The 25,881-nt window shown below is 33.1% G+C and carries 19 protein-coding genes; 1 reads left to right on the top strand and 18 read right to left on the bottom strand.

All coding sequences use genetic code 11. The features are described from left to right. Positions 1-612 precede the first annotated feature (612 nt). Complete coding sequence (locus tag Q1B37_RS09975; protein ID WP_299898333.1) at positions 613-2,685, top strand: tetratricopeptide repeat protein; 2,073 nt, start codon at positions 613-615, stop codon at positions 2,683-2,685. Positions 2,686-2,814: 129 nt separating this feature from the next. Here the strand turns inward: Q1B37_RS09975 and Q1B37_RS09970 are convergent, their stop codons facing one another. From Q1B37_RS09970 to Q1B37_RS09885, 18 genes are all read right to left on the bottom strand, one after another. Further along, the gene (locus tag Q1B37_RS09970; protein ID WP_299898331.1) at positions 2,815-6,774 is read right to left on the bottom strand and encodes a DUF4114 domain-containing protein; all 3,960 of its coding nucleotides are present in this window, start codon (positions 6,772-6,774) and stop codon (positions 2,815-2,817) included. 259 nt (positions 6,775-7,033) lie between these two features. Continuing rightward, positions 7,034-7,639, bottom strand: a complete 606-nt coding sequence (locus Q1B37_RS09965) for a matrixin family metalloprotease (protein ID WP_299898329.1) — start codon at positions 7,637-7,639, stop codon at positions 7,034-7,036. A 730-nt stretch (positions 7,640-8,369) separates the two neighbouring features. Beyond that, entirely contained in the window at positions 8,370-9,092 is a 723-nt protein-coding gene (locus Q1B37_RS09960) for a LytTR family DNA-binding domain-containing protein (protein WP_299898327.1), read from the bottom strand. Positions 9,093-9,097: 5 nt separating this feature from the next. Next, on the bottom strand, positions 9,098-9,418 hold the full coding sequence (locus Q1B37_RS09955; RefSeq protein WP_299605864.1) for an Hpt domain-containing protein: 321 nt from the start codon (positions 9,416-9,418) through the stop codon (positions 9,098-9,100). Positions 9,419-9,421: 3 nt separating this feature from the next. Further along, positions 9,422-10,591: a HAMP domain-containing sensor histidine kinase gene (locus Q1B37_RS09950; RefSeq protein ID WP_299898325.1), complete on the bottom strand. Its 1,170-nt coding sequence runs from the start codon at positions 10,589-10,591 to the stop codon at positions 9,422-9,424. Then, positions 10,588-11,688, bottom strand: a complete 1,101-nt coding sequence (locus Q1B37_RS09945) for an FIST C-terminal domain-containing protein (protein WP_299605858.1) — start codon at positions 11,686-11,688, stop codon at positions 10,588-10,590. Before Q1B37_RS09945 ends, Q1B37_RS09950 begins: the two co-directional genes overlap by 4 nt. 7 nt (positions 11,689-11,695) lie before the next feature. Further along, positions 11,696-12,739, bottom strand: a complete 1,044-nt coding sequence (locus Q1B37_RS09940) for an ATP-binding protein (protein WP_299898323.1) — start codon at positions 12,737-12,739, stop codon at positions 11,696-11,698. Positions 12,740-12,741: 2 nt separating this feature from the next. Next, positions 12,742-13,875: an FIST N-terminal domain-containing protein gene (locus tag Q1B37_RS09935; RefSeq protein ID WP_299898321.1), complete on the bottom strand. Its 1,134-nt coding sequence runs from the start codon at positions 13,873-13,875 to the stop codon at positions 12,742-12,744. Continuing rightward, positions 13,872-15,095 (bottom strand): ATP-binding protein, encoded by a 1,224-nt coding sequence (locus Q1B37_RS09930; RefSeq protein ID WP_299898319.1) that lies wholly within the window; start codon positions 15,093-15,095, stop codon positions 13,872-13,874. Before Q1B37_RS09930 ends, Q1B37_RS09935 begins: the two co-directional genes overlap by 4 nt. Beyond that, the gene (locus Q1B37_RS09925) at positions 15,088-15,633 is read right to left on the bottom strand and encodes a heme NO-binding domain-containing protein (RefSeq protein ID WP_299605846.1); all 546 of its coding nucleotides are present in this window, start codon (positions 15,631-15,633) and stop codon (positions 15,088-15,090) included. Before Q1B37_RS09925 ends, Q1B37_RS09930 begins: the two co-directional genes overlap by 8 nt. A gap of 45 nt (positions 15,634-15,678) precedes the next feature. Then, entirely contained in the window at positions 15,679-16,089 is a 411-nt protein-coding gene (locus Q1B37_RS09920) for a response regulator (protein ID WP_299605844.1), read from the bottom strand. A gap of 317 nt (positions 16,090-16,406) precedes the next feature. Next, on the bottom strand, positions 16,407-16,913 hold the full coding sequence (locus Q1B37_RS09915; protein WP_299898317.1) for a DUF3124 domain-containing protein: 507 nt from the start codon (positions 16,911-16,913) through the stop codon (positions 16,407-16,409). A gap of 194 nt (positions 16,914-17,107) precedes the next feature. Then, complete coding sequence (locus tag Q1B37_RS09910) at positions 17,108-17,290, bottom strand: CPXCG motif-containing cysteine-rich protein (RefSeq protein ID WP_299605840.1); 183 nt, start codon at positions 17,288-17,290, stop codon at positions 17,108-17,110. A 55-nt stretch (positions 17,291-17,345) separates the two neighbouring features. Continuing rightward, positions 17,346-18,701, bottom strand: coding sequence for a TolC family protein (locus Q1B37_RS09905; protein ID WP_299605838.1), 1,356 nt, complete (start codon positions 18,699-18,701; stop codon positions 17,346-17,348). Beyond that, complete coding sequence (locus Q1B37_RS09900; RefSeq protein ID WP_299898315.1) at positions 18,685-21,909, bottom strand: efflux RND transporter permease subunit; 3,225 nt, start codon at positions 21,907-21,909, stop codon at positions 18,685-18,687. The genes Q1B37_RS09905 and Q1B37_RS09900 overlap by 17 nt, the downstream gene beginning before the upstream one ends. Before the next feature lie 2 nt (positions 21,910-21,911). After that, on the bottom strand, positions 21,912-23,078 hold the full coding sequence (locus Q1B37_RS09895) for an HlyD family efflux transporter periplasmic adaptor subunit (protein WP_299898313.1): 1,167 nt from the start codon (positions 23,076-23,078) through the stop codon (positions 21,912-21,914). Between the two features lie 167 nt (positions 23,079-23,245). Then, positions 23,246-23,701 carry a MarR family transcriptional regulator gene (locus Q1B37_RS09890; protein ID WP_299898311.1) on the bottom strand — a complete coding sequence of 152 codons (456 nt, stop codon included), beginning with the start codon at positions 23,699-23,701 and terminating at the stop codon, positions 23,246-23,248. 224 nt (positions 23,702-23,925) lie between these two features. Then, positions 23,926-25,842 (bottom strand): ABC-F family ATP-binding cassette domain-containing protein, encoded by a 1,917-nt coding sequence (locus Q1B37_RS09885; protein WP_299898309.1) that lies wholly within the window; start codon positions 25,840-25,842, stop codon positions 23,926-23,928. Between the last annotated feature and the right edge of the window lie 39 nt (positions 25,843-25,881).

Raw genomic sequence — 25,881 nt, 5'->3', positions numbered from 1 at the left:
AAGGATTTCTTCATTCCAAAACTTTTGCTAGATCCTATAAAACTATGTGTCGCGAAAAGGAATAATGATGTGGATTGTATTCATTGTTGTTTAAGATTTTGGGGCCTTGCTTTTATTTGTTGTAAAAAACAAGGTAAAAGTGTTGTTGTTGTTATAAATTAATCATTTTAATTTCTACTTTCTTCGAAGGGCAACCGAAGATTTATTCTTTTAATTTATGACGACTAAGCTGAATATAAATAACTATGAATCAACTTACTGTAAAGTTAAATGTATTATCTTTTAAATAAATACTGTAAAACCGTAATTTTAGTAAGGTCTTGACAAGAAATCATGTATTACAACGGTTTTAAATGCCTTTAATCGATAAAATTAACATTTAATTAACTTTTTAAAGTATAAAAAACCTCTTTTTACCTCTTTTTTTAACATTTAAAACTGAATCTTTTTTTACTAAAAGGGAGAATTCCGTCTTATAAAGTTGAATATTCCCTCAAAAAAAGTACGTTTATATTTTTAATATTAACTCAAAAACTTAACTTACAAGTATTATATTCTATGGAGAATTTATCTTCAAAAAATATTAGTAACTTGTTATTCCAAATACGGTATATGAACAAAAAAATACTTTTGGTTTTCCTTCTTTTTGTAATAACCTTGACCAATGGTCAAGATATGAAAGAAGGGTTTGGTTATCTAGAAAATGGTCGCTACCAAGAAGCCAAGTCCTTTTTTGAAGGTATCCTTAAAAATTATCCCGATAACAGAACTGCAAAATTATGTTATGGGCGTGCAATAGGACTATTAGGAGAATCGGAAAAAGCAGTTGCTCTTTTTACAGAACTAAAAAGTATATATCCAAATGACTATGAAATAAAACTAAACTATGCAGAGTCTTTATTATGGAATAAGAATTATGAAAAAGCGGAAACCTACTATCAAACTATAGTGGAAGAAAACAGTACTAGTTTTGCAGCGGTACTAGGATATGCAAATACCCTTTCTAACCTAAAAAAATATCCCCAAGCGCTGGAGACTGTTAATAAAGCATTATCGATACAAGCAGGAAATCCAAATGCTCTGATTTCTAGAAAATACATTAGACTAGGATATGCTTTCACACTATCCCAGAATAAAGAATACGAAGAAGCATTAAACCTATTAGAGCAAAATCTAAATGATTTCCCTGAAGATAAAGACACCTTGCTAAATCAAGCTAATATCTATATCATTCTAGAACAGTATGATAATGCAGAAAAAGCTTACCGTACGATTGCTACAAACCCTAAAGATAGTATTACCTCTTTACAAGGACTATCGTTAGTATCTCACAAAAGATTTAAAGAAAAGAAAGCATTAGAACAGGCAAGTGAAGCACTTCGTAAAGCGAAAAAATTATCTCCATCAGATGAGAATCTTCTGATATCATCCTACGAACGCTATATCCAGGCCTTATTCTGGAATAAAAAGTTTAAAGAAGCAAAGAGCACATTATTAGAATTTGAAAAACAATATCCAGAAAGTACTAACCTTTTAAGTTTACGAGCTACTTTAGGAATGTATACTAGTGATTTTGGACTGAGTCTGGATCAATATCAAAAAATTCTTGCTAAAAGCGAAAGCTCATTCGATGGTAATTTGGGAATCGCCAATGCATATAGAGCATCTGGTTTAGACATGAAGTCTTATGAATTTGCCTTTAAAACTTTATTCTTTTATCCAAAACAACCCGATGCAGAAAAACTAATCGCTACCTTAAAAAAATCTCATACGCCTTTTATAGAAAATAGGACGGCATATACTTTTGATAATGGCAATAATGAAGCCATAAGTACCAATTTTAATACTGAAATACCACTATCTCCAAAACTAAAAATAAGAGGCAGCTATTCTTTTAGAACTACAGAAAATACTGAAACAGGTAGTAAAGCCGAGTCCCAAGAAGCTCTAATTGGGTTGGATTATAAATTTGGAGGCAGGATAGGATTAAAAGCAAATCTTGGATTTAATGCATCTGATGCAAATACAACCAGTTATACAGGTGTCATTGGTGAAGTGATTATTAGCACCAAACCTTTCAGACTTCAGAGTTTAGATTTTGGTTACAAAAGAGAATTACAAAATTTTAATGCAGATCTTATTGATAGAGAAATTATCATGAATAATTACTCCATAAATTATAACCTTGGTACCAACATTAATTTAGGATGGTATACTCAGGCCATATATACAACTCAATCCGATGATAATACCAGAAATTTATTGTTCACTTCATTATACTATAATATTTTAAACAGACCTGTTCTAAAAACCGGTATTAATTATCAGTATATTTCTTTTAAAGATCAAGTACCAACCATTTATTTCAGTCCGTCATCATTTCATTTAGTAGAAGTTTTTGCTGAATTGTTGAATGACCAGAATAATGATTGGTTTTATAGTTTAAGTGCAGCTGTAGGACGCCAGTTTGTAGAAGAAGATCCTGCTTCTACTACCTTTAGAGCAGAAGGAAAAATTGGTCATCATTTTTCTGAAAGATTTATGGCTCACATTTATGGAAAGTATAGTAATATAGCTTCTGCAACTGCTGCCGGTTTTGAATTTACTGAAATTGGTTTTAAACTAAAATGGTACTTCTTAGAAAAACCACTTTTTAATAAAAAGATTGAAAAATTAAGATTGTAATTTGATAACAATTGCTAATAAAAAATTAAAAGATTTCCATAAGGAATAAAGCATAAAAAAATAGCGAGGAAACAACACCTATCCTCGCTATTCTTAGTAGACCCCAAAAACCCAACCGAAATCAATACTCTATTTTTTCATAAAACTTCCTTGGTAACTTTTCTTGTGATCATCTGATACGATATACTTATATAATCCTGCTGTTAACTCTTCTCCGTTGAATCTAGCTACATTAGGAGCTACCATTTCTAGTTTTTCATTTCTAATTACTCTTCCTAGCATATCAACTACTGTGATTTGAATATTTCCTTGCATTGTTTCAGGCACTCTAATAGAAGTGGTCATCTGAAATGGATTTGGATAATTCATTACTTTGGTCAGCTTATCCTCAATCTCATACTCATCTACGCTTAGTACAGAGCTGTTTGTAAATGCTACTTCTGTAATAGCTACATCAAACAGTTCGAAGTTTTGATAGTCTCCTTGTATAGAGAATACGATACTTCTTACATCTGCAACTTCTGTACTTGCTCCTTGTCCATCTACAAAATCTGAGAAAGCTATTGTATGCATTTTACTTTTAGCACCTGCTTTTACAGTATATCTTAATCTGTTATTCCAATCTACAAGATCTTTTGTTACTAAGATTACTTCAATGTCTCTGTCTGTATTCATTTGGAATTGTAATGCATCATAAGCTTCTACATTCAATGTACCTTCTCCTGCTACAATATTTCTGAAGATATTCATTGTTTCTTTTACTTCTCCGCTCACTGTAATGCCTCTTTCTATCGTATGGTTCTCTTCTGTAGCTCCTTCTATTTGCTCTAACACTTCGAATGATTCTATAATCACTCCTTCTTCTGTATAATCAATTCCCCAAGGACCATCTGCAAGGTATAATGCATCTAGTTGTGTAGATTCTGTTCCATTTACTGAGAATCCGATATCGAATAAGAATCCAGTTGCTACTTTGATTTCTTCTCTATACTCGCCAGACAATGCTATTGCTTGGTTCAGTTGTACTTCTGCTGATAATTCAGTTCTTCTAATATTTCCATTAAAGTCCATCGAAGAAGCTCCTGTTGTATTTACTATACTTAATGTAAGTTCTCCATTTGTATAGTTTCCTTTTTCTACATACACTGTCGGAATTCTATCAGCTACTTCGTGACTTCTCATTGGCTTTTCTGCGATAAAAGTATCTAAGATATGATTCGCAATATTAGCTACTTGTGCTACAGAACCGCCCCACACCTGGAAATTGGTATAATCTCCTTCTGGATAGCTATCTATATTCCAAAGGCTATAAATTTCATTTTCTGATTCTCCTTCTTTGATAGAGAATGTAAGTGCGTACTCAATCTCACCAGAAGCTCTCTCAATTCGCGTACTAATGATCGTATGGTTTCTGATAGCTACAGTTCTTAAGTCTAACAATTTAGATCCGTTAAGACGATCACAGATTGTTTTAGAATGATCATATATCTTACCTGTAGTAGAAGTTGCTAAAGCAGCTGCCACTCTTTTTTCGTTATTATAATAATCAACTGAAAATACCGTATTTGCATTTGTAATTTCTAATAAATCTTCTGGACTAGACACATATGCTGACTCAGATCCAAGTACTCCCGTTGCAGGGAAATATGTACTTAAATTTCCATTATTTTTTGAGTTATAAGAAACAAGTCCTGGCTGAAAGCTTCTCTGCGATTTTTTAGTATTAAAAATCGAATTAGATTTTGTTCTATTAAAGTTACGCTTAGCAATTAAGCTAGCTAAATCTCCGTTACTTTCTAATCCTCCATCATTTGCCGATGTAACATCTGTAGCACTATTAATATCTGCATAATTATCTGTTTTTATTGCTGTAATAGGACTTGCAGTGATATAGAATAATGCATCATTAAAATCCTGATCGCAAGACGCATAATCTCTTCTAATATCTTCGAATCCAAGAATTATTCTTTCAGAATCCGGATCGTTTAGCAATACGTTATGGTATCGTAAAGTTTCATCACTTTCTGGGTTGTAATCAGGATTAGAGTATAATTGCCAGTTTCCTGTATCTACACATCCATCTTTCCATGCATCTGCTAATAATACCCATCCAATACCTGTATTAGGAGGAAAACTTCCTATTTTTACTTTATCCCCTATTTCTAACTCACCTCCACTACCTACGGCAGATACATTCGGAAAAATTACTGTAATGTCTTCTGGCTGCGGAACGGTAGTATATGGATTGTCTGCATCATACGTATAGAATCCAAGTGTATTTTTATATCCAGCTCCTTCTCCTACAAAAGTTACCCAAATCTCAGCATTTTCCTGTACTACTACATCCGTATCATACCCTGATGAGATATAATGAGGATTAAAATCAGGAACTGGATATCCTTCTGGCAATGCATTATGTATCATATCTACTGTTTCCTGAGAAACCACATCTTGTCCATCTAAATACAATGGTTTTCCATTGGAATTAAATTCACCTAAGTAGTTATATCTATCGCAAATTGCTGGTATTGGAAAATTGGCTGGTGTTTGACCTCCATTTTCAGAATCAAAACCTGTTTTTCTTTGATCATAGTGATCATCTAATCCATCATTATCAGAATCTACTCCAGAAGCTTCTGTTTCTGCTACACCATCACCATCACTATCATAAGCTTCTATATGATCAGAAATCCCATCATTATCAGAATCCGTATCTAAATGATCATACGCATCGGTATTATCTGTATTCACTGTTCCATTTGTAGTTCCACCAAAATCAGGATCGAAGTTATCATCCATTCCGTCCGCATCTTCATCGTTACCCGAAAGTCCTAAAAAGGAGTTCTCTTCCTGACCTTCTATTAGATCTATAATTCCATCGTTATCAGAATCGATATCATAACAATCATATACCTGATCATTATCTGTATCTAAAGGAATAAATTCTGTACCTAACTGATCTACATCATACGTATCAGCGATTCCATCATTATCTGTATCCTGATAGTTTATATCTTGATTATTAAACACACCATCATTATTGGTATCATTAGCTCCTCCACCTGCTTCTACGATATCATAAATACCATCATTATCAGAATCGATATCTAAGAAATCTGGATTCCCATCACTATCTCTATCAAATGCATCTTGTACTACATTGTCTCCGTTACCACTGATATCATTATCTAAGTAGTTAAACATTCCATCATCATCTATATCTCCATAAGGATCTGTACCATTACACTCAAATACGTTAGATAAACCATCTCCATCTACATCTGCATCCATAGAATCCAAAATACCATCTGCGTCTTTATCTAAAGGAGAAATACCACTTGCACATTTAAAACCGTCATTGGAATTGGTAGTTTCTGTTAAGTTTAAAAGAGTTGCCGAAGGATTAGCGCCTTCATAATCATTGATTAAATATAAACCTCCATTATTGTCTGAAAAATATAATCTATTATCTGTATCCGCATAAGCAGCTCCAAACGTACTGGATGGTAAATTGGCTACTGATTTACTCGAAAACACAGGAGTTCCTGAAGATAGATCCCATTTAAAAATCTTACCTCTACTACCTCCGTAAAAAGCTCCATTTACATAAACGATGTCTGCACATGTACTTGGCGCAGTAACATCTGCTTCTACAATCTCGAATTGCGGAGAATAACTACCATCATAGTCTTTAAGATTTATTATTTTATGGAAAGTTCTTTTTGTATTATTTTGGAATACCCATAAGTTACCATCTGGATCTACATCAGCTGCATATCCACCTCCAAAAACTGTAGTTCCGTTTGGAGCAACTGCTCCTAAATCTATCACCATATCTTTTGCGATACGTAATAAGTGTTTATCACTCTTCTTAATAGCATATAAGTAGTTATCCACTACGTTATAACCACCAGCGTTATAAGTATCATAAGAATGTAAGGCTTCAGAATAAGAACCTGTAATAGGATCGTAGGCTTTCATTGATCCAGAGATTACCTGGTAAAAAGTTCCATCGTTACATTCGAACGTTTGTTGGGCATTTGCTGCGAAGCAAATTAAGGCTAATAAAAAGGTAATAGTATTTTTCACGGCTTTAAATATTTGGTTTCTATATCTCAAAAGTATTGAAGATGAAGCCTCTAAAAAGAATTACTCGATGAATGGTTTTGTTGATTAGGTGAGTGGTTTTCTGACCTCGATAAAGGTAAAATGTGCTTAAAACGATTTAAAAAACGGTAGGAAGAGATCAAAATCCTACCGTTTTAGGTAAACATAAAAATCGAAACACATTATTTTATTATACTCTTTATATTTTGTACTGGGTTTATTAGTAATAAGATCTATTAGATTAGTTGATACTTAAAATCTTATTATACATCGTATCTACTTGATCACTATCAAATTCTTTACGTAAGTAAGGTTTTACTCTGCACATAATGTTTCCTTCTACCTCTTTGTGAGAAAGTCCTAATGCATGCCCTATTTCATGTGGAGCAGTCGTAGTGAATAAAAATTCATCAGTTATTAATGCTCTTTGCTTCAGTCCAATTCCTGCAATAGCAACCGTATTTGTTCTTGGAATGATATATATGTTCATTCTATCTTGTCTATAAGAATCCTGAGTTTCTGTATTGAATACCGAGGATTCTTGATCTCTGTTATCCTTAAGATCGTATAACTCGCTATTAATAAGAACTCTGGATTCTCCCATCTCGAAACCAATGTTATGTCTATTAAAAAAACAACCATTGATAAAATCCATAAATCTAGTTTCATCCATTGCGTACTTTGACTGATTATAGTTTTTTGAAGGTACTACATAGATAATATCAACTAATAATTTTGCTGATGGATTATCCATAAATATTGGTTCTATAGATGTTGGAACGTAGTCGTCTTCTACAGCACATGAAGGTAATAAGAACAGTAAAAATAAAAACAGTAAATATCTCATAGCAAATGTCTTTTTAGGGTTATTAGTAAATAAAAAATAGAACGTGGAATCATAAAGTGCGCATACCATATTTTTCCTACAATGAAATTACTCAGATAACCGATTAACGGTTGTATTTTTCGACGAATGGTAGATGTCTATCGACGAAATGTAAGTTATTGTGTACGAAAATTTTCGTCGAAACTCGATTTATGGTAGTAATTAACTGTTTAACAGCAGCAAACTTTCGATAAATGGCATTCGTCTTGTTTAACCATCAATTTTATAAATTCGACAAACTGTTTTTATATACAAGTAATTCTAGTAAACGATCTTCGAACTGCACAATAATTTCGATCATTTAAAAGAACAATTTCAAGACGAATTAAGGATAATGAAAAGTTTATAGTACGTTTATTAATACAAAAGAGATACTTTAATACTAGAATAGATGCATACATTTTTTTATTGTGACTATCTCAGTTACTGGAGGACTTTTGGCTTCTTTCCTTTAAAAAGAAATATTGATAATGATGATGCCAACTTGTTAGGTAGAAAAGGGGGAAGATGTTTTTCCAAAACAAAAACTGCAACTATTTTATCCTAAGAATATATGATTATAGTCTCTATTAAATCAAAATTATGTGTTTTTAAACTGATTGATTTGAATACTCCAAGGTAACTTTATTATTAAGCATAAAAAAAGATCGTGTAGAACACGATCTAAATAAAAATATATTTTTTGATGCTGTTATAGAAGATTTAATCGTCTCATTAATTCAGGACGCTTAGATCTACTCACAGGAATCACATCTTTGGCGATTAATACACTGTTATCTTCTATATCGATGATTTTCTTGAAGTTAATCACATAGGATCTATGTACTTTTAAAAAAACATCTTCAGGAAGTTTTTCTTCGATCTTTTTTAAAGTAGAATGCACTGTATAATTTTGCTTTTCTGTTTTAATAAGAATATAATCCCCTTTGGCTTCTATCACATTAATAGTAGGAATATCTATTTTAATTAATCTACGATCAATATTGATATATAGATCATTTTCTTCAGAACCTGTGCCTTTAGCTTCTCCCGTACTCGATGAAGATGCAGCTACATCCAAAGCAGGAGTACTTTCCGCTTTTTGAATGGCTTTTAAAAATCTCGGTAAGGTTACAGGCTTGATTAGATAATCTACAATACACTCATATTCAAAAGCTTCTAAAGCGAAATTCTTGTCTGAGGTAGTTAGAATGATCTTAGGCGGATTCTTAAGGGTTTGAATAAAATCAAACCCTGTAAAATCAGGCATATGAATATCCAAAAATATAAGATCTATAGACTCTTTATTCAAGAATTTGATAGCTTGAATGGCGTTGGGAAACTCTTCAATTACATCCAGATCATCTACCTGAGTGCATAATTGACCAATAATTAACCTCGCTGCTTCTTCATCGTCTATAATAATACAATTCATTCTCCTTATAAATTTTTAAGAAATTCATCAATGGAGTCTAAAATAAGCATAAATTTTGAAAATAAGGAATATTCTCCCTTAAGTAAGCCTTCTTCAAAGGCGATCGTAGTCTGGTATCCATCTTCAAAACCAAGCATTCCGATCTTATGCTTTAATTTGTGAACATTTTCTGCTGCTGCTTTAAATACACTACTGTTGTAATTATTCAAAAATTCATTTTTTTCCTCAGGAAATTCTCTTTTGAGCAATCCGATTATTTTTTCTTCAAATTCTTCTGATCCGGCTGATAATTCTTTAATGTACGACAAATTTGGGGCTTCGTTCATAGTTCATTCTTTTTTTAAAGAGAAACTAAATGTGGTTCCTTTACCTTCTTCTGATTCTAATAGCAGATCACCATCGTAATAATCGATAATTTTTTTGATGATTGGTAATCCAATTCCAACGCATTCCTTTTTAGAATCTATGCTTTCGAATAGCTCAAAAACCCGTTCTTGATATTTTTCTGGTATTCCTTTTCCATTATCCTGAACGCTACATTTTAGTTGTGTTTCTTCTCCTTTTATGTTAATACTAATTTTTCCTTTTTTATTTTCCTCGTCAATACTATTGACCGCATTACTTATTAAATGTTGAAACAGGTTTTGAAAGAGTGTTGGGTGTATCGATAAGGTAGAGATATTACTATCTACCATGATTTCTATATTGTCAGGAACCTCTAAAGATTCTATAATTCCGTCCAAAAATGTTGCAACCTCAATCTCTTTATCATTTTCTTCGAACTTATCGATCGTAGAATATGCATGTAATCCCTTTATAAGGTTATCCATTTTCTCGATGTTATCCTCAATACTTTCTAAGTTTTGCATAACATCATCCTGAAGATTTTCTCCATCTTCTTTCGTCCAGGCAATTAAAGTAACAATATTTCTTAGTGGAGATTTTAAATCATGCGAAATCACCTGTGTATATTCTCTTAGCTCTTTATTTTGCTTTGTTAATCTCTTTAGTAAGTTATCTCTTCTCATAAAGGATTCACAGGCTTTTAGAGAAATCGAGAATTTTTCCATAATCGGTGTTAGCTGATTAATCTCTACCTGATTAAATGGGGTTCCTTTATGATTCATGAGCATCAATCCCTTATCGTTTTTTAAGTTAAAAAACAACCAGGAACCTTGTGTTCTACAGGAAGAAACCATTTCCTTCGTATTATCTTCAAACATACCGGTTTTTATAGTGTCATCCTTAAAACAATCTGTAAGGAATCCACTATGCTCTATCATTCTATCATCTACCAATCCATCAGGATATGCATAAGATCTCGTAAAGTCATCTCCTTCTTTGGAGATTACACAGCAACCACTTAGGTTTTTTCTGGCCAACAATAGCTTCAGAAAGTTATCACAATTCTTATGAAAATCTAGCGTCTTTCCTATGGACATAGAAAACTCGTAGAGCTGAAGAATGTCTGCGATATGTTTGTTGATATTTACACTCATTTTTTACCAAATAGTCCGACTACAATAGTCTTATTAAAAAGTTCTAAATACCCATTAAAAGAAGATATTTCTCCTAATGTTAATGCTCCACCAATGAACATTTGATCATTTTGCTCTTTCAACAAATCTACTACGGTATCTAATTCGTTTTGAAACTCTTCTTCTAAAAATAATGCACGAGATATACAATCGATGATGACTCCAGACCTGGGATCCGAAAAATTCTCAATGGCCATTTTCGCGGCCTTCTCTGCAGACTTTACCAGGCTACATCGATTTCCTTTTAATACATCCACAACGGTGTTATTAAATACCTCACCCACACATATTAATTCTCCTTTTTCATTTGTAGCAATAGGGTCTCTTACGATACATTCCGAGTTATCTTTTACAACACCAAACGGATATGATTTTGCAATATCAAAGAAATTTTCTTTACCTATTTCTTTATTGCTATCTGCTTCTACGATTTCTTTATATACCTCGAAAGCATTTCTCCAATTCAGTTCTTGTATTACATTTTTATCGGTTTTTGTAGCGATGATAGGACCTTCAATTTTTTCCCATCCGTGTTGCACACCTAGACTGCCTGAACCTTCATAAACTACGGTTATGGCTGCATTCATAAAAAAACCTTCATTACTAAAAACACAAGGTTTTTGTTCCAAAGTAAGGCTTCCGGCACCTCCGCCTAGATATAGGCAATTATTACCGAGCACCCGATATACTTCTGATAAATAATGGGATATATTACCAGTTAAACCATCTAGCATGGTAAAAGCGCAATAATCTTTTTCTCTTTCAAATGGAATTTGAGGAATAGTAAAATCTTTCTCTCTAATGTTTTCTATCACAAACTGAGTTACTACGTGGTCTAAAAAATTAGCAACCACACCTTCATCTAACACCATATTTTGATAAATGATTTTGGGAACAATTCCTCCCATGAACTGCACATCGAGTTTGTTCAATTCTTCGATAAGCATTTCGACATCTACCGGATAATTATCTGGTATTGATAGTACAACGTTTCGACCTTTTGATTTTTCTTTAATTGTTTTTGCTACATTATGGGGGTCTGTAGAATTTATTAACATACTTTTTTCATTTTTTTATCGTAAAGTAGAAGGTAGTTCCTTCACCGACGACAGATTCCAACCAAATTTTTCCTTCATAGTAATCTATGATCTTTTTAACAATAGATAATCCAATTCCAGTAGACTCTTTTGTGGAGTCGATACTCTGAAACATTTTAAAAATCTTTGTGTGATACTTTTCCGGAATCCCCTTTCCGTTGTCTTTTATGTAAAATTCCCAATACTCTTCTTCTTCTCTAGAGCCAATATAGATATACCCTTCTTCCTTATCCATTCCCTTAATCGCATTGCTAATCAAGTTTTGAAATAATTGCTTGATTCTATGCGGATCCTTTTTTATTGTAGGAAGCCTATTATCTATACTAAATTCTATAAAATCTGGGGCGTGTAGTGACTCAATCGTTTGATATATCAATACATTTAAATCTACCAGATTTACAATTTTATCCTTTTTGTCGACCAGCGAATATTCCAAAATTCCTCCGATCATATTATCCATCTTACTTATATTCTTTTCGATATGAGCAAGATGACTTAATGCAGTTCCTCCCATTTGCTCAGCATCTTCCTTTATCCAAGAAATCAGGGCACTTACATTGCGCAAAGGCGATTTTAAATCATGCGATACTACTTGTGCATAGCTTGTAAGCTCTTCATTACTTTTTTCTAAATCCCTGAGCATCTTTGCTCTTTGCTTTTCAAAGGCAGAAATCTTAGCCGCTTGTTCTTCTATCAATGTGGCTAACTCAATTCCTGTAAGATCTTTGATTTCTTTGGTTACTTCTTTGTTACCTATAGATTGAAGTGTTTTTATAACATCATTCAATCTTTTTATCACCATTCGCTGTTGTTTGGCTTCTTCTGTTAGTCTTTTATTAGCGTCAAACAACTCTTGTGAACTTATCGACATCGCCCTCTGCAGCATCGAAAATTGCTCTTCGTAGGTGTTATATGAACCTTCGATTGCGGCTAAAAAGCTTTGTATCTCAGGATTATTTTTTAATTCTTCAGATAAGTGTTTTCTTATCTGTCGCTTCAATAATGAATTCATTGTTATTCACTCAATAAGGTTAAGGTCATGGTTTGATTATGGAGTTCGCATCTTGTACTATTACTAAAAGGTGCTAACTCTCCATAAGAATAAAAACCTGTAATCGCTGCATTTTTACCTACCTCTTCAATGACTTCCTCTATCTCTTCTTCTACTCGTTGATCCATTACCAATTTTCTTCCGATACAACTTACCAATAGCGCTAATTGTGGATCTTTATCACGAGACTCCATAGCAATTTCTGCTGCTTTCGAAGCTCCTTCCGCAATTTTATCGATATTAGCCATCATCAACTGCACCACAGATCCTTCTGGTACATCACCTGCTAAAATCATGGCATTTTTTTCTTCGTCGATATTTAGTATCGTTCTTACGATTGCTTCTTTACGCCCTTCCGTTTTCACACTTAGTGGATATAAAAGAGCGGACTGTGGCAATTCTGATGCTTTATCTCCTAAGTATTTTTTGTACAAATCCAGCGCTGGTTGATTGTCTAACTCGTATAAAATATTATCTACTGATTTTGTAATAATTCTTTCTGGACCAAATGGATTCCATCCTCCATATTGAGCACTCGTAATCTGTAAGGTATCTCCATAAAATCCAACTGCAACAATTTCTCCTTCTTTGGGCTTTTCGTTATATCCGACTAGTGTTTTTTCGAACCTTGCATCATCACCACACAGTCCTCCAGTACATGGAATGTCTTTATATACTTCTTCGATACCATCAATTAGTGCAGAACCATTTACAAAACTTCCTTCACTAACAATAAAAATATGTTTCAGGTTATCGGCGGGTAATCCAGCTGCTAATTTTTTTCCTGTTTCAAAGGTATTCTTATCATTATCCAGAATATTTTGACGACTTAGTTTTATGGTACTTCTTTCGAATTCTATAGCTGTTAGTGAAACTGTATTGTCAGAAACATTACCTCCTAAAATTTCTCCAGCAGAAGAGCCAATAATTATTTCACTGGTTCCAAAAAGTCCTGATACCTCTTCTAAAATCGGTTCTTTTTCTAAAATGAATCGATTTCCAAATACTAAAACCAACGGGTTCCGTAACTTTTCGGTATAGGATTGGGTAGCTACCCATTCACCTTGTCCGTTTCTTTCGTATTGTTGAATTTTCATTTAGAGGTTTTTTTAAGAGTGAATAAAAATGTTGTGCCTTTATTTTCTTCGGATGAAACTTGTACTTCTCCGCCATACATATTAACGATCTTTTTTACGATCGATAATCCAATACCGGTAGACTTAGTTTTATCCTGTGCTGTTTGAAAAATCTCAAAAATTTTGCGGTGGTATGCCTTTGGAATTCCTGGTCCATTATCTGCAAGCGTAAACTCCCAAAAACCACCAATCTCTCTACATTTGATATCTAAAACACCTTTTTCTTTATCATTATATTTTATTGCATTACTAATAATATTCTGAAACAATTGTTGAAATCTAAACTTATCTCCCATTACAACTGGTAACATATCATGGATATTTACGCTAAAAGTTTCTGGGATGAAAATCATTTCTAATATATCGGATACAATTTTATTAAGATTGACTTTCTGCTTCTCCTTCTCGTTTTTATCAATACTCGAATAGCTTAAAATCCCGTCGATCATATGATCCATTTTTTCAATTTTATTGAGTAATGAATCGAATGATTTCATAGCTCCTTCGTCTAGTTTATCTTCATAGTCTTCTTTGAACCAGGTAATCAGAGCATTCATACTACGAAGTGGTGATTTTAAATCATGTGACACCACGTGTGCAAAATCATTTAGCTCTTTATTACTTTGTTCGAGATTCCTAAGTAATTCTTCTTTTAGTTGCTGTGCTTCTATCTGGCTTGTAATATCTCTTACGATACCTTGAGCCGCGATTACTTCATTATTTTTATCTTTGATTACACTACCATTAATATGCACGATACGCACACCATTGTCTTTCGTTACTGCTCTAGCCACATAATCTGTAAAAAATCCTTCGGTAACAAGCTCCTGAAAAGAATTCATCGCATAATTAATATCCTCTTTATGAATCAGAGAAATCACATTTAGTTTTTCATTCTTAGGATCGTATCCGAATAGTTCTTTAGCTGCATCGTTCATTTCCAAAATATCTCCATTTACCTTCATGAGCACATAGGCATCAACAAGATTATGAAACATTCCTTGAAGCTCTGAACTTTTCTTTGCTAAGACCGATTCTAATTGCTCATTAACTGTTTTTAATTCTTGAGCAACATTGTATAACTCTCTGGACTTATCCTCTAAAATTCCTTCTGCTTGTTTCCGAGCTGCTTTTTCTCTTTGTAGCGCTCGCTGCAATATGTCTGGTTTAATTTCACCCATTAGTCATTTGAATCATAAATTTAACTTCTGTTCCATCATCTTTTAATTTATCGCAAGTAATGACAGCCTTTTTGTTAAAATGTTCAAATGTTTTGTGCATGAGTCCTAGTCCAAAACTATACATAGCTCTACTAGATTTATAAATCATCGCTAATGAGTCTGGAGTTCTTTCCAACACCTCAAAAGTAGGGAGCTCTGCACTAGGGTATATTTTTCTTACCTCTACATGAATGTGATTTTCAATGGATTCTAATAAATCTAGAGGGTCTGTATATCTTTCTATAAGTTGAGGATAGCCACCAGCCAGTACTCCAAAAAAATGTTCGGCATAGGTAAGTAGCAAATCATCTGTTTTTATGTTTGTGTTCTTACTAAGGTTGGTAATCAGACTAAGCATTTCTGAAAACTCATAAGTTCCTATGGCAGTATACACTCCATTAGATGGTAAGTTGGATTCCTCAATAATTTGGTCTACCATTTCCAGACCAAATTTATCTTCGACTAATTGTAAAAACTCTGTAAATACGATTCCTTTCATAATATGTTGTTTAGAGATTAGTTAATTTACGAGTTTTCTGGTACTTTAAACAGAAATTAACTCATTTTTTCCCCAATATTCTATCAAAGCTTTTATCTTTTCTACGTAATCTTCGTACTTTAATGGTTTTACTAAATATCCCGCAATCCCTTCCTCGTAGCACCTTTTAAGATCCTGATGATTATTTGATGTACTTAAAATGATAACCGGAACATATTTTAATTGACTGTTGGATTTTAGACTTTTTAGGAACTCGATGCCATTCATTTTTGGCATGTTCAGATCTAATAAAATTAGGTCTGGAGTTTTGGTTTCATCTTCTAAAATTTCTACAGCTTCTTCACCGTTAGTAGCTTCTTCCAATTTACAAGCGTAGTTATTTTTTTTTAACACTCTTGTAAATTTCATTCTTTCGATCTCGTCGTCTTCTATTAATAAAATTTTTAAATTTCTCATCAGGTTTTAATTTTAAACTTACGGGAATTCGCTCCTGTTTAGTAAAATTCAATAATTTTAACGAGGTAATCCCTTACATGTCGTTAGAATCATTTTAACTGTAGACGAATGGTAATTTACTGTCGACGAATGGAAATTCAATGGATTATTGCTCAATTTTCAACGTTTCGAAGGGAATTTATACCTGTTCTTCGAAACCTGGATACATCTCAAAGTGGTTGCAATATACTTCGCAGTCTTCTACATATTTTTAGTGAAGATCAATAAATAGAAATATTTAGGCTATTATAAAAAAAGATATTCTAGATAAGTGCGTGTTATTTTATTCTTTTAGCCTGCGTGGTAAAAGACAATCCTTGCTGTCCTAATGTAGAAGTCATCACCCCTTCAAAAAGTGGTTCTGGGCAGTCTTTGGGTGTTTTCCATTCAAAAATAAAATTGGAGCCTGTTCCTCCGGATATATCGATTTCATCGATTACGATTTCTGTTGTTTCCATTGGAGCCAAATAAATTGAATGATCAAAATATTTCCTCACGGATTTACCATTTGTATCATAATATTCTGCTCTTAAAATATAAATTGTATCCAAATCACTGGTATTTCTTAAACTAACCATTGACGTAAGATTATGGATCTTATGTTCATTAATACTGTAAATCTGAGAATAAACTGACAAATATGATTTTCCATAGTTTAAAGAATCACTTAATTGTGATGTTACCTTTCTTTTAGCCCAGTTTTCGGGATTTAAAGATCTATTTTCTTTATTCTCATCACAACTTAAAAAAGCAAAAACTATGATTAATGTGTATAAAATTCTCATTTTATTATTTACTATTTTTTTGATTTAGAAGAACACATAAAAAATTTGAAAAACTGTTTTTATGTTACTCTTCAGAATGATATTACCGTAGTTCTTAAAGATAAACTTTTGTTATGATTTTAATATCATAAATTAAAGGAATGTGTAATGAAATAACAAGAGCTAATTTGTACTGTTTGGTAAACAAAAGGTATTTATTGTTCTATATTCAACGCTTCGAAGGCTATTAATACCTGTTCTTCGAAACGCGGATGTATCTCTATAGGATTACAGCATACTTCGCAATCTTCTACATATACCTGATATGTAATAGAAGGATCTAATAACATTGATATTTCTTCCCAGCAGTAGGGACATTGAAAAAAATGTTCGAACATACTATTATATGTTGTTATTTTTTGATCTTTTACTATCAAAAATACTTCGAATTGCTTAAAATTCAATATTTAGCAACTGACCTGTAAGTTGCAATAATTGCAATTCTGCTAACTTAGCATCATATTTAGCCAGGTTTTTATTTGTTTTTGCATTTATGAGATTAATCTGTGCTTGTCGAAACTCTATAGAAGTAATCTGTCCCAGCTTGAAACGTTCTTTCGAACGCTCAAAATTATTCTGATTCGTCACTACGTTTTGCTGTTGTATTTCATACACTTTCAGCCGGTTTTCGTAGTTCCCTAAAGCATTGGCAATATCCCTTTTAACTTGCTGTTCTACTTGTAACTTGGCTAATTCCTGATTATCTAAAGCTATTTTAGCATTTTTTACTCTTGTAATCGTTCCTCCTCCATCAAATAGATTCCAACTTAAACTTACTCCTCCTGATAAGGTATAGGTATCTGCAACATTCCCTGGAAAAAACGCAGATGGTGGATTTCGATTTTCATTCCAGCCATAAGATCCATTCAAGCCAATTGTTGGTAAATACCCAGATTTACTTACCTTAATATCGTAATCACTGATACGAATATTACTTTCATTCTGTAATAAGGTGACGTTGTTTTCTATAGATTTTTCTATATAACTATCCATTTCTAATCTAGAGATAAACTTCACTATCGTATCTACAGAGAATTGTTTTTCTAACTCATTATCTACGATTACGTTTAAATCCCTTTTGGTATTGGTCAACTGTTGTCTCGTATTTATTAAATTGATACTATCATTAGCGACATCTACTTCGGCATTTAATACATTAAGTTTTGTGTTTTGTCCATACTCGAACTGATAATTCGATCGGGTTACTCGCTCTTTTGAAATACGTAGTGTTTCTTCCAAAATCTGCTCATTCTCTGTAAGTCTAGCCACTTCATAGTACACCGTAAATAATTGTAACAAGGTGTTTTCTATAGTTTCTCGTGCTTGTAGCTCTGTAAGATTGTATTGCTCTTTTAATCTTTTATAATTATAGTATCTTCCTAATCCATCAAACAATGTATAGTTAAGATTTAAAGATGCGTTATAACGCTGCGTTTCCGCTCCCTCAATTTCGATATCTGGTCTAGGTAAACCCGTATTTTGATCGATGGCACCTTGGAATGACGTATTGGAAGATGCTTCTTGATAAGTAGCTCCAGCATTTCCTGTTAATGTTGGAAGGTATCCCGAATTTAGAATTCCCTTATTGTTTTTAGCAGTTTCGATGGTATTGGTTGCTATTAGAATTCCATAATTGTTTTCTAATGTTAACCGAATTGCTTCTTGTTTCGTTAGTTTTTGGGCAGCAACACTACCTGCAACTACCACCAACAAGATAAATGTAATCAGTGATTTATGGTTGTAATTCATATTGCTCTTCTTGTTCCTCTTTTTGTTCTTTGATAGCTCTTTCTACTTCTTCTTTCGTTATTTTATTACCGGTAGCTAACCATTTAGTTCCTACTTTAATGGTATTACTAAACGATAAAAACAATGGTAAAACTAATAAGGTAAGTACGGTGGCAAATCCAATCCCATAGGCTATTGAAATTGCCATTGGTATCAAGAATTTAGCTTGTCTACTTTCTTCAAAAATTAATGGTGCTAATCCTGCTATGGTAGTTAAGGATGTTAGAAAAATTGCTCTAAATCTTGATTTACCAGCTTCATAAATCGCATTATCGAAAGTCATTCCTGCTCTTAAATTACTATTAAACTTACCTATCAGTACCAAACCATCATTAACCATAATACCGATAAGAGCAATGATTCCTAATAAGGATAATATATTAATTGGAAATCCGTGTATCCAATGTCCAAAGGCTACAGCTGGTAGGCTTAATGGAATCAACAGAAGTAATAATAAAGGTTGACTATAACTTCTAAAAGTAAAAGCAATGGTGATATAGATTAAGGCTAATGCTGTTAAACCAACTGGACCAAGAGATCCTAAAAACTTACCTGCCTCTCGATTTTGTCCTTCATATGATGGAGTAACTGTAGGGTATTTTGCAATAATATCTGGCATGATTTCGGATCTAATTTCTTCTAACACATCCGTAGAACTTGTTGTTTCCGGATCTTTTAAATCTGCCGAAATTTGTACTTCTCTCCTCCCATCTAAATGATTGACTGCAACATCACCTCTTTCTATAGAATAATTTACAATTTCGTTTAACGGAATTCTTGCTCCAGTTGGTGTCGAAATTCGCATATTATCCAGATCTAAAATAGAAGATCGATTTTCTCTATCATATCGCACCCAAACTCGTATTTCGTCCTGACCTCTTTGGAATCGTTGTGCTTGTATTCCAAAAAAACCACCTCTTACCTGAGCCATCACATCTCTAAGATTAAGTCCTAAAGCATATGCATTCTCTTTAAGTTCTATTTTTATTTCTTTAATACCGGCTGGGTCATTATCTGCTACATCTTTTAATCGAGAATCATTTTCTAATATCGTCTTAAACTCTTGCTTTGCTGCTTTTAATTCTTTGATATTACTTCCTAAAAGAGAAACAGAAACTGGACTTCCTCCAAAATTTCCTCCCGATCCAAAAATTAATCGTTCGGTTCCAAAAACCGGACCTACTTTTTCACGAATACGATTGGCTACTAATCCAGAATTTAGCACATTAGGTCGCTCTTCTCCTGGTAGCATGTTAATTCTTAATGATGCATTTGAAGACGACGAAATACTTCTAATAATATTTTCGAAAAGTTGTTTCCCTTCATAATCTTCTCCTCCCAAATATTCTTCGCTAAGCTCTTTATTTACGATCCAAGCTTTCTCTTCGATCATAGAAATGATAGAATCTGTAATTTTCTCATTGGTTCCGTTAGGCATTCCTAAGTCCACGGAGATTACATCACTAGCGATACGTGGAAAAAATGCTGTTCTTACAATTCCTCCTCCAATACTTCCTCCTGTAAGGATCAGAATCACTAGAAAAATAGAAAAGGTAAAAATCTTATTCTTTAAAGAAAAACCGAGCATTGGGCTATAAATATTATCTCTAAGCCATTTCATAATTCTATCTCCAAACTTATTAATATCTCTTAGCTTAGAGAAGAGTTTAGCGATCCCTTTCTTTGGTTTATTATCTTCTGCTTTTAGTGCTTTTGAATGCGCTAAATGCGCAGGTAAAATTATCAGTGCTTCTACCAAAGAAACGGTAAGGGTAAGTACTACAATTACGGAAACTTCGCCAAAGAAATCTCCAATACGACCATCGAGAAACAAAAAGATTCCAAACGCTAATATTGTAGTAATAATGGCAGAAACGATCGGTGGTATCACTTCCATAGTTCCATCTATCGCAGCCTGAATAGGACTTTTCCCTTTTTCATAATGTTGATAGATATTTTCTGCTATAACGATACCATCATCAACCAAAATACCAATTACAATAATCATCCCAAAAAGAGATAATACATTAATGGTTACATCAAAATAACCTGCAAACACAAACATTCCTAAGAATGCTATCGGAAGTCCAAAAGCTACCCAAAATGCCAATCGTGTATTTAGGAACAATGATAAAAATATTAATACCAATATCATTCCGATAATGGCGTTTTCGGTAAGCAATTTGGTTCTCTGCACTAAGGTGATCGAACGGTCACTAATTACGTTTAACTGAACATTGGTATACTTCTCATTAAATTCTGTAATGTATTCTTTTGTTTTTTCGGCAGAAGAAATTAGATCCTCAGTATTAGTACTTGTTATTTCAATGTTAACCGCTAAATCTCCATTAAAGTACGATGCGTTTGGTGATTCGGAAAAACGATCTCTTATCTCAGCAACGTCTTTAAGTCTAATAGTTCTACCCGATGCTTCTGCTCTAATTACCAAATTTGAAAGTTCACTAGCATAATAAGACCTGTTATTCGCTCTGATCAAATATTCTTCTGCATTTGTTTTAATGGTACCACCAGTAGTCAAAATATTAGCTTGACTTACTGCTTGAGCCACTTCATTAAAACTCAACTGATACGCTAATAAACTTGTTTCATTTACCGCTATCTCTATTTCTTCATCTGGATATCCTGTAATACCAATTTGAGAAATTCCTTCAATTCCTCTTAGATCATTTTCAATCTGTCTGGCGATTTGTTTTAGTGTACTTAAAGGTATTTCATCTCCACTTACCGCAAAATTAATGGTTTGCCTAATGGCCTCTTGCTTCGACACCACTATAGGCTCCATTCCTGTTGGAAATGTAGGTACTCGATCTACAGCATTTTTAACTTCGAGTAGCATAAAATCGATATCCTTTCCTTTCTCGATTTCTACATTGATACTACCGCTATTTTCTCTGGATGTAGAAGTTACTCTTTCCACTCCTGCTAATCCTTTAAGATTATCTTCGATCTTAAGAATAATACCTTCTTCAACTTCTAATGGCGAAGCTCCTGGATATATCACACTAATACTAACATTCTTGGAATCTGTTAGCGGAAAGAAAGAAGACTTAAGAGAAAGCGCTCCAAAAATCCCAAATACTATAAACGCAATTACAATAACATCTACAGCAACATGGTATCTAATAAAATAAGAAATAATCTTACGCATAGTTACTGTTTTGAATTTGTACTAATGATATTATTACCTTTTGCCCCTTGTTTATTTGTTTTTGATTGATATATCTTAACTAACATCCCAGCGTAAGCTCCTGGAACAGGTTTATTTAATATCACATCACCATCGGGAACTCCTGTAAGAATGACTTTCTTATCCGAAAAATATACAGGTTGCACATTTATCACATCTAAAATACTATCCCTAACCACAAAGACTTTATTATTTTGTTGTAACAAATTCCTATCGATCTCTATTGCATTTTCAGCTTTTCTTGCATTCAAATTTGCTTCTAAATACATTCCTTCTTTTAATGAAGGATCTTTTACTTCTATAAAAGTAGTTATGGTTTGAGTGGCCTGATCTACACTTCCATTAATTCTGGTTACAACACCTTGATATTCCTTCGATTTATCTAAGTTAGAAAGCTCAACAGTTTCTCCAATTTTTAATAAATCTGAATATTCTTTACTTATAGCCACTTCTATTTCATAAGCACTTGTATCTATAAACTCTCCAAGTTTCTGCCCTTGCCTGATTAAAGTTCCTTCTGTAACCAATGCCTCTGTTAAAATACCAGAGAATGGTGCAGAAATAGTATATTTAGATAACCGCTGCTCAAGATTTTTTACATTGTAATAAGTACTATAAATATTACGTCCTGTGATAAAATATTTTTCCTTTTCGGAAGTGGTTTCCGGAAGCTCTGGAGTTACTTTATTAATATCAAAATTTGTTAAATACGCTTGCCACTTATCATAGATATCTGGGTAGTCCAAACGCAAATCTGGCATTATTGACGTAATTAAGTTGTATAAATTACTCTTGGCAGATTGTACTGAAGCGTAATATTCTGAAGCATCAATTCTTATTAACTTTTGTCCTTTTTGATAAGGCTGTCCGGTTTTAAAAAGCTTAGCACCTCCTCTAAAAACACCTTGTACTTCCGAAAAAAGCTCTAATCTTCTCTTTGCAGTAAGATTGCCATTCGCAGATATCTTTATAGGTACAGTTCCATTTTGTACAGTATCTACAAAAACTGTTTTTATAACTTTTGCAGCTTTTGGTTTTATTTTGGTCTTACTATCGACAATCTTCATTGCTGCAAATACTGCAACAACTATCAATAATATACCAAGAATAGAAAGTATTATATTTCTCATACACACTTAATTGTTTAAACTTACAATATGATAAGCTGCACAAAACTATCAACTACTAACTTGGGTTCCAGTTAAAGAACTCATAAAATAAACTTCCTACATAAAAACAAAAAAGACATCTATATCTCAGATGTCTTTTTTAATTTATTTTTAGGACTAACTATATATTAATCCGCTATTTCTGCTATTTTGGCTTTCACTTTTTTCAAAGTGTTGATTAGATTTTCAATCTCCTCTTCTGTTAAGCTTTCTTGTACTGCAGGAATAAGATCATACATAATAGGCGTCACTTTTTCAATAACTTCTTTACCATAATCGGTAAGGAAAATTCGATTAACTCGTCTATCGTTTTCATCACTTTTTCTTACTACAAGATCCTTACTCTCCATCGTATTTACTAATCTGGTCATGGATGTTTTATCTCGATGTGTAATAAAAGCTAAATCATTTTGTGATTGACCATCGTTTACATTGAGGCGTTTCAAAACACTCCATTGTTCTTTTGATAAATCCAATCCGTTTTCACCAAACGCTTTTTGAACTAAAAATCCAAAATCGTAGTGAATCTTTCCAATCCAAGACAAAGCGTGCGCATTTAAATCAATTGCTTTGGTATCATTCATACACTGTATAATTTAATTTACGGTACAAAAATATCTATAAATATTCATTTGTGCCTGATACTAACGATAAAAATTACACCGCAGTATATCGGTTATTTAGCCTTAACATTAAGGTAACACACTCAAATTCAAGGATGTTTAATAAAACACCAATTACGATATAAGAATGACAAATTAGGATTCTATTTTTTAACTTTTTTTAAAATTTATACAGAAAGTTAATTCTATGCTAAAGCATCAATTTCTTCTTGTATTAACTCCCAACTATCCATTAAAGAAGCTAATTCTTCTTTTTTTGCTTGATATTTATCAAAAAAATCAGGTTCTGCTATTGTTTGATCATAGTTAATAGCTAATTTTACATCTATTTCCTTGATTTCTTTTTCTATCTTATTGATCTTAGATTCAATATTACTCAATCGATTATTGAGTGATTTTAGTTTTTTCTGATTTTCATAAGATTGTTTCGCACTTTCTTTGGTGTCAGAAACGGTTTTAGATTCTTTATCCTTCTTTTCGATATCTCTGAGATCGTCTACTCTTCTTTGCTCTAAGTAGTAATCGATATCCCCCAAATACTCCTTAATCTGTTTGTTTTTGAACTCATATACCGTATTAGTCAATCCTTGTAAAAAATCTCTATCGTGAGAAACCAGAATTAAAGTTCCCTCGAAATTTTTTAATGCTTCTTTTAATATGTTTTTAGATTTAATATCTAAATGATTTGTCGGCTCATCCATTACCAACACATTAAAAGGTTCTAGTAGCATTTTACATAAGGCTAATCTATTTCGCTCTCCACCAGAAAGTACTTTTACTTTTTTTTCTACGTCATCACCTCTGAACAAAAAAGCCCCTAGCATATCTCGTACCTTACTACGAGTTTTTTCATTGGCAGCATTGATCATCGTATCGTGAATGGTTATCTCTCCATCCAAATACTCTGATTGGTTTTGGGCAAAATATCCAATTTGCACATTATGCCCAAGCTTCAGATGACCTGTATGAGATATTTCATCAATAATAATTTTGGCTAAAGTGGATTTTCCTTGACCATTCTGACCTACAAAAGCCGTTTTGGAACCACGTTCTACTAGTAAATCTATATCTTTTAAAATTTCTTTCTCTCCATAGTTTTTACCTACACTTTCAGCTTCAATAACCACTTTACCAGGTTGCACGCTTACAGGAAAACTAATGTTCATAACTGCATTATCATCTTCGTCTACCTCTATTCTCTCTACTTTATCTAATTTTTTAATCAGAGACTGCGCCATAGAAGCTTTGGTAGCTTTTGCCCTAAACTTTTCGATTAATTTTTCGGTTTGTTCGATCTGCTTAGATTGATTTTTTTGTGCGGCAAGTTGTTGCTCCCTGATTTCTTTTCTTAACACTAAATATTTAGAGTAAGGCTTATTATAATCATAAATTCGTCCGAGAGAAATCTCAATAGTTCTATTGGTCACATTATCAAGGAACATTTTATCATGAGAAACGATTACCACAACTCCCGCATAATTTTTTAAAAAATTCTCTAACCAAATAATTGATTCTATATCTAAATGGTTAGTAGGCTCATCGAGCAACAGGATATCATTATTTTGCAATAGTAATTTCGCTAACTCTATTCGCATACGCCAACCTCCAGAAAAGGTGTCGGTAAGCTTATCAAAATCTTCTCGAAGAAATCCTAAACCTTGTAAAACTCGTTCTGTCTCTCCCTGATAGTTATAACCGCCTAAAATCTCATATTGCTGTGTAAAATCACTAAGATCCGTAATTAATTGGTTATAACTTTCACTTTCATAATCTGTACGTTCTGCCAGCTGAGCATTGATCTTATCAATGTCTCTTTCTATTTTCTTTATTTCTGTAAAAGCCTCATACGATTCTTCTAGCACCGTTCTACCTAAAACAAAATCTATATCTTGTTTTAAAAACCCTATTTTCACGTCTTTATCCATAGCAATTTGCCCTGAATCTGGCTCTTGCTCTTTGGATAAGATTTTAAGCATTGTGGATTTTCCTGCGCCATTTTTTCCAACAAGTCCTACTCGGTCTCCTGCATTTAATCTAAATGCTATTTCTTCGAAAAGGTATTCTCCTCCAAATGAAATAGAAAGGTTGTGTATGTTTAACATCAGCTTTAGAATATTTTGTGCAAAGATGATTAATTTTGT

It is taken from the genome of uncultured Aquimarina sp. (assembly GCF_947492965.1).
Taxonomy (GTDB): domain Bacteria; phylum Bacteroidota; class Bacteroidia; order Flavobacteriales; family Flavobacteriaceae; genus Aquimarina.
Note: the sequence above shows the minus strand (reverse complement) of the source record. Positions and strands in the feature narration are given on the sequence as shown.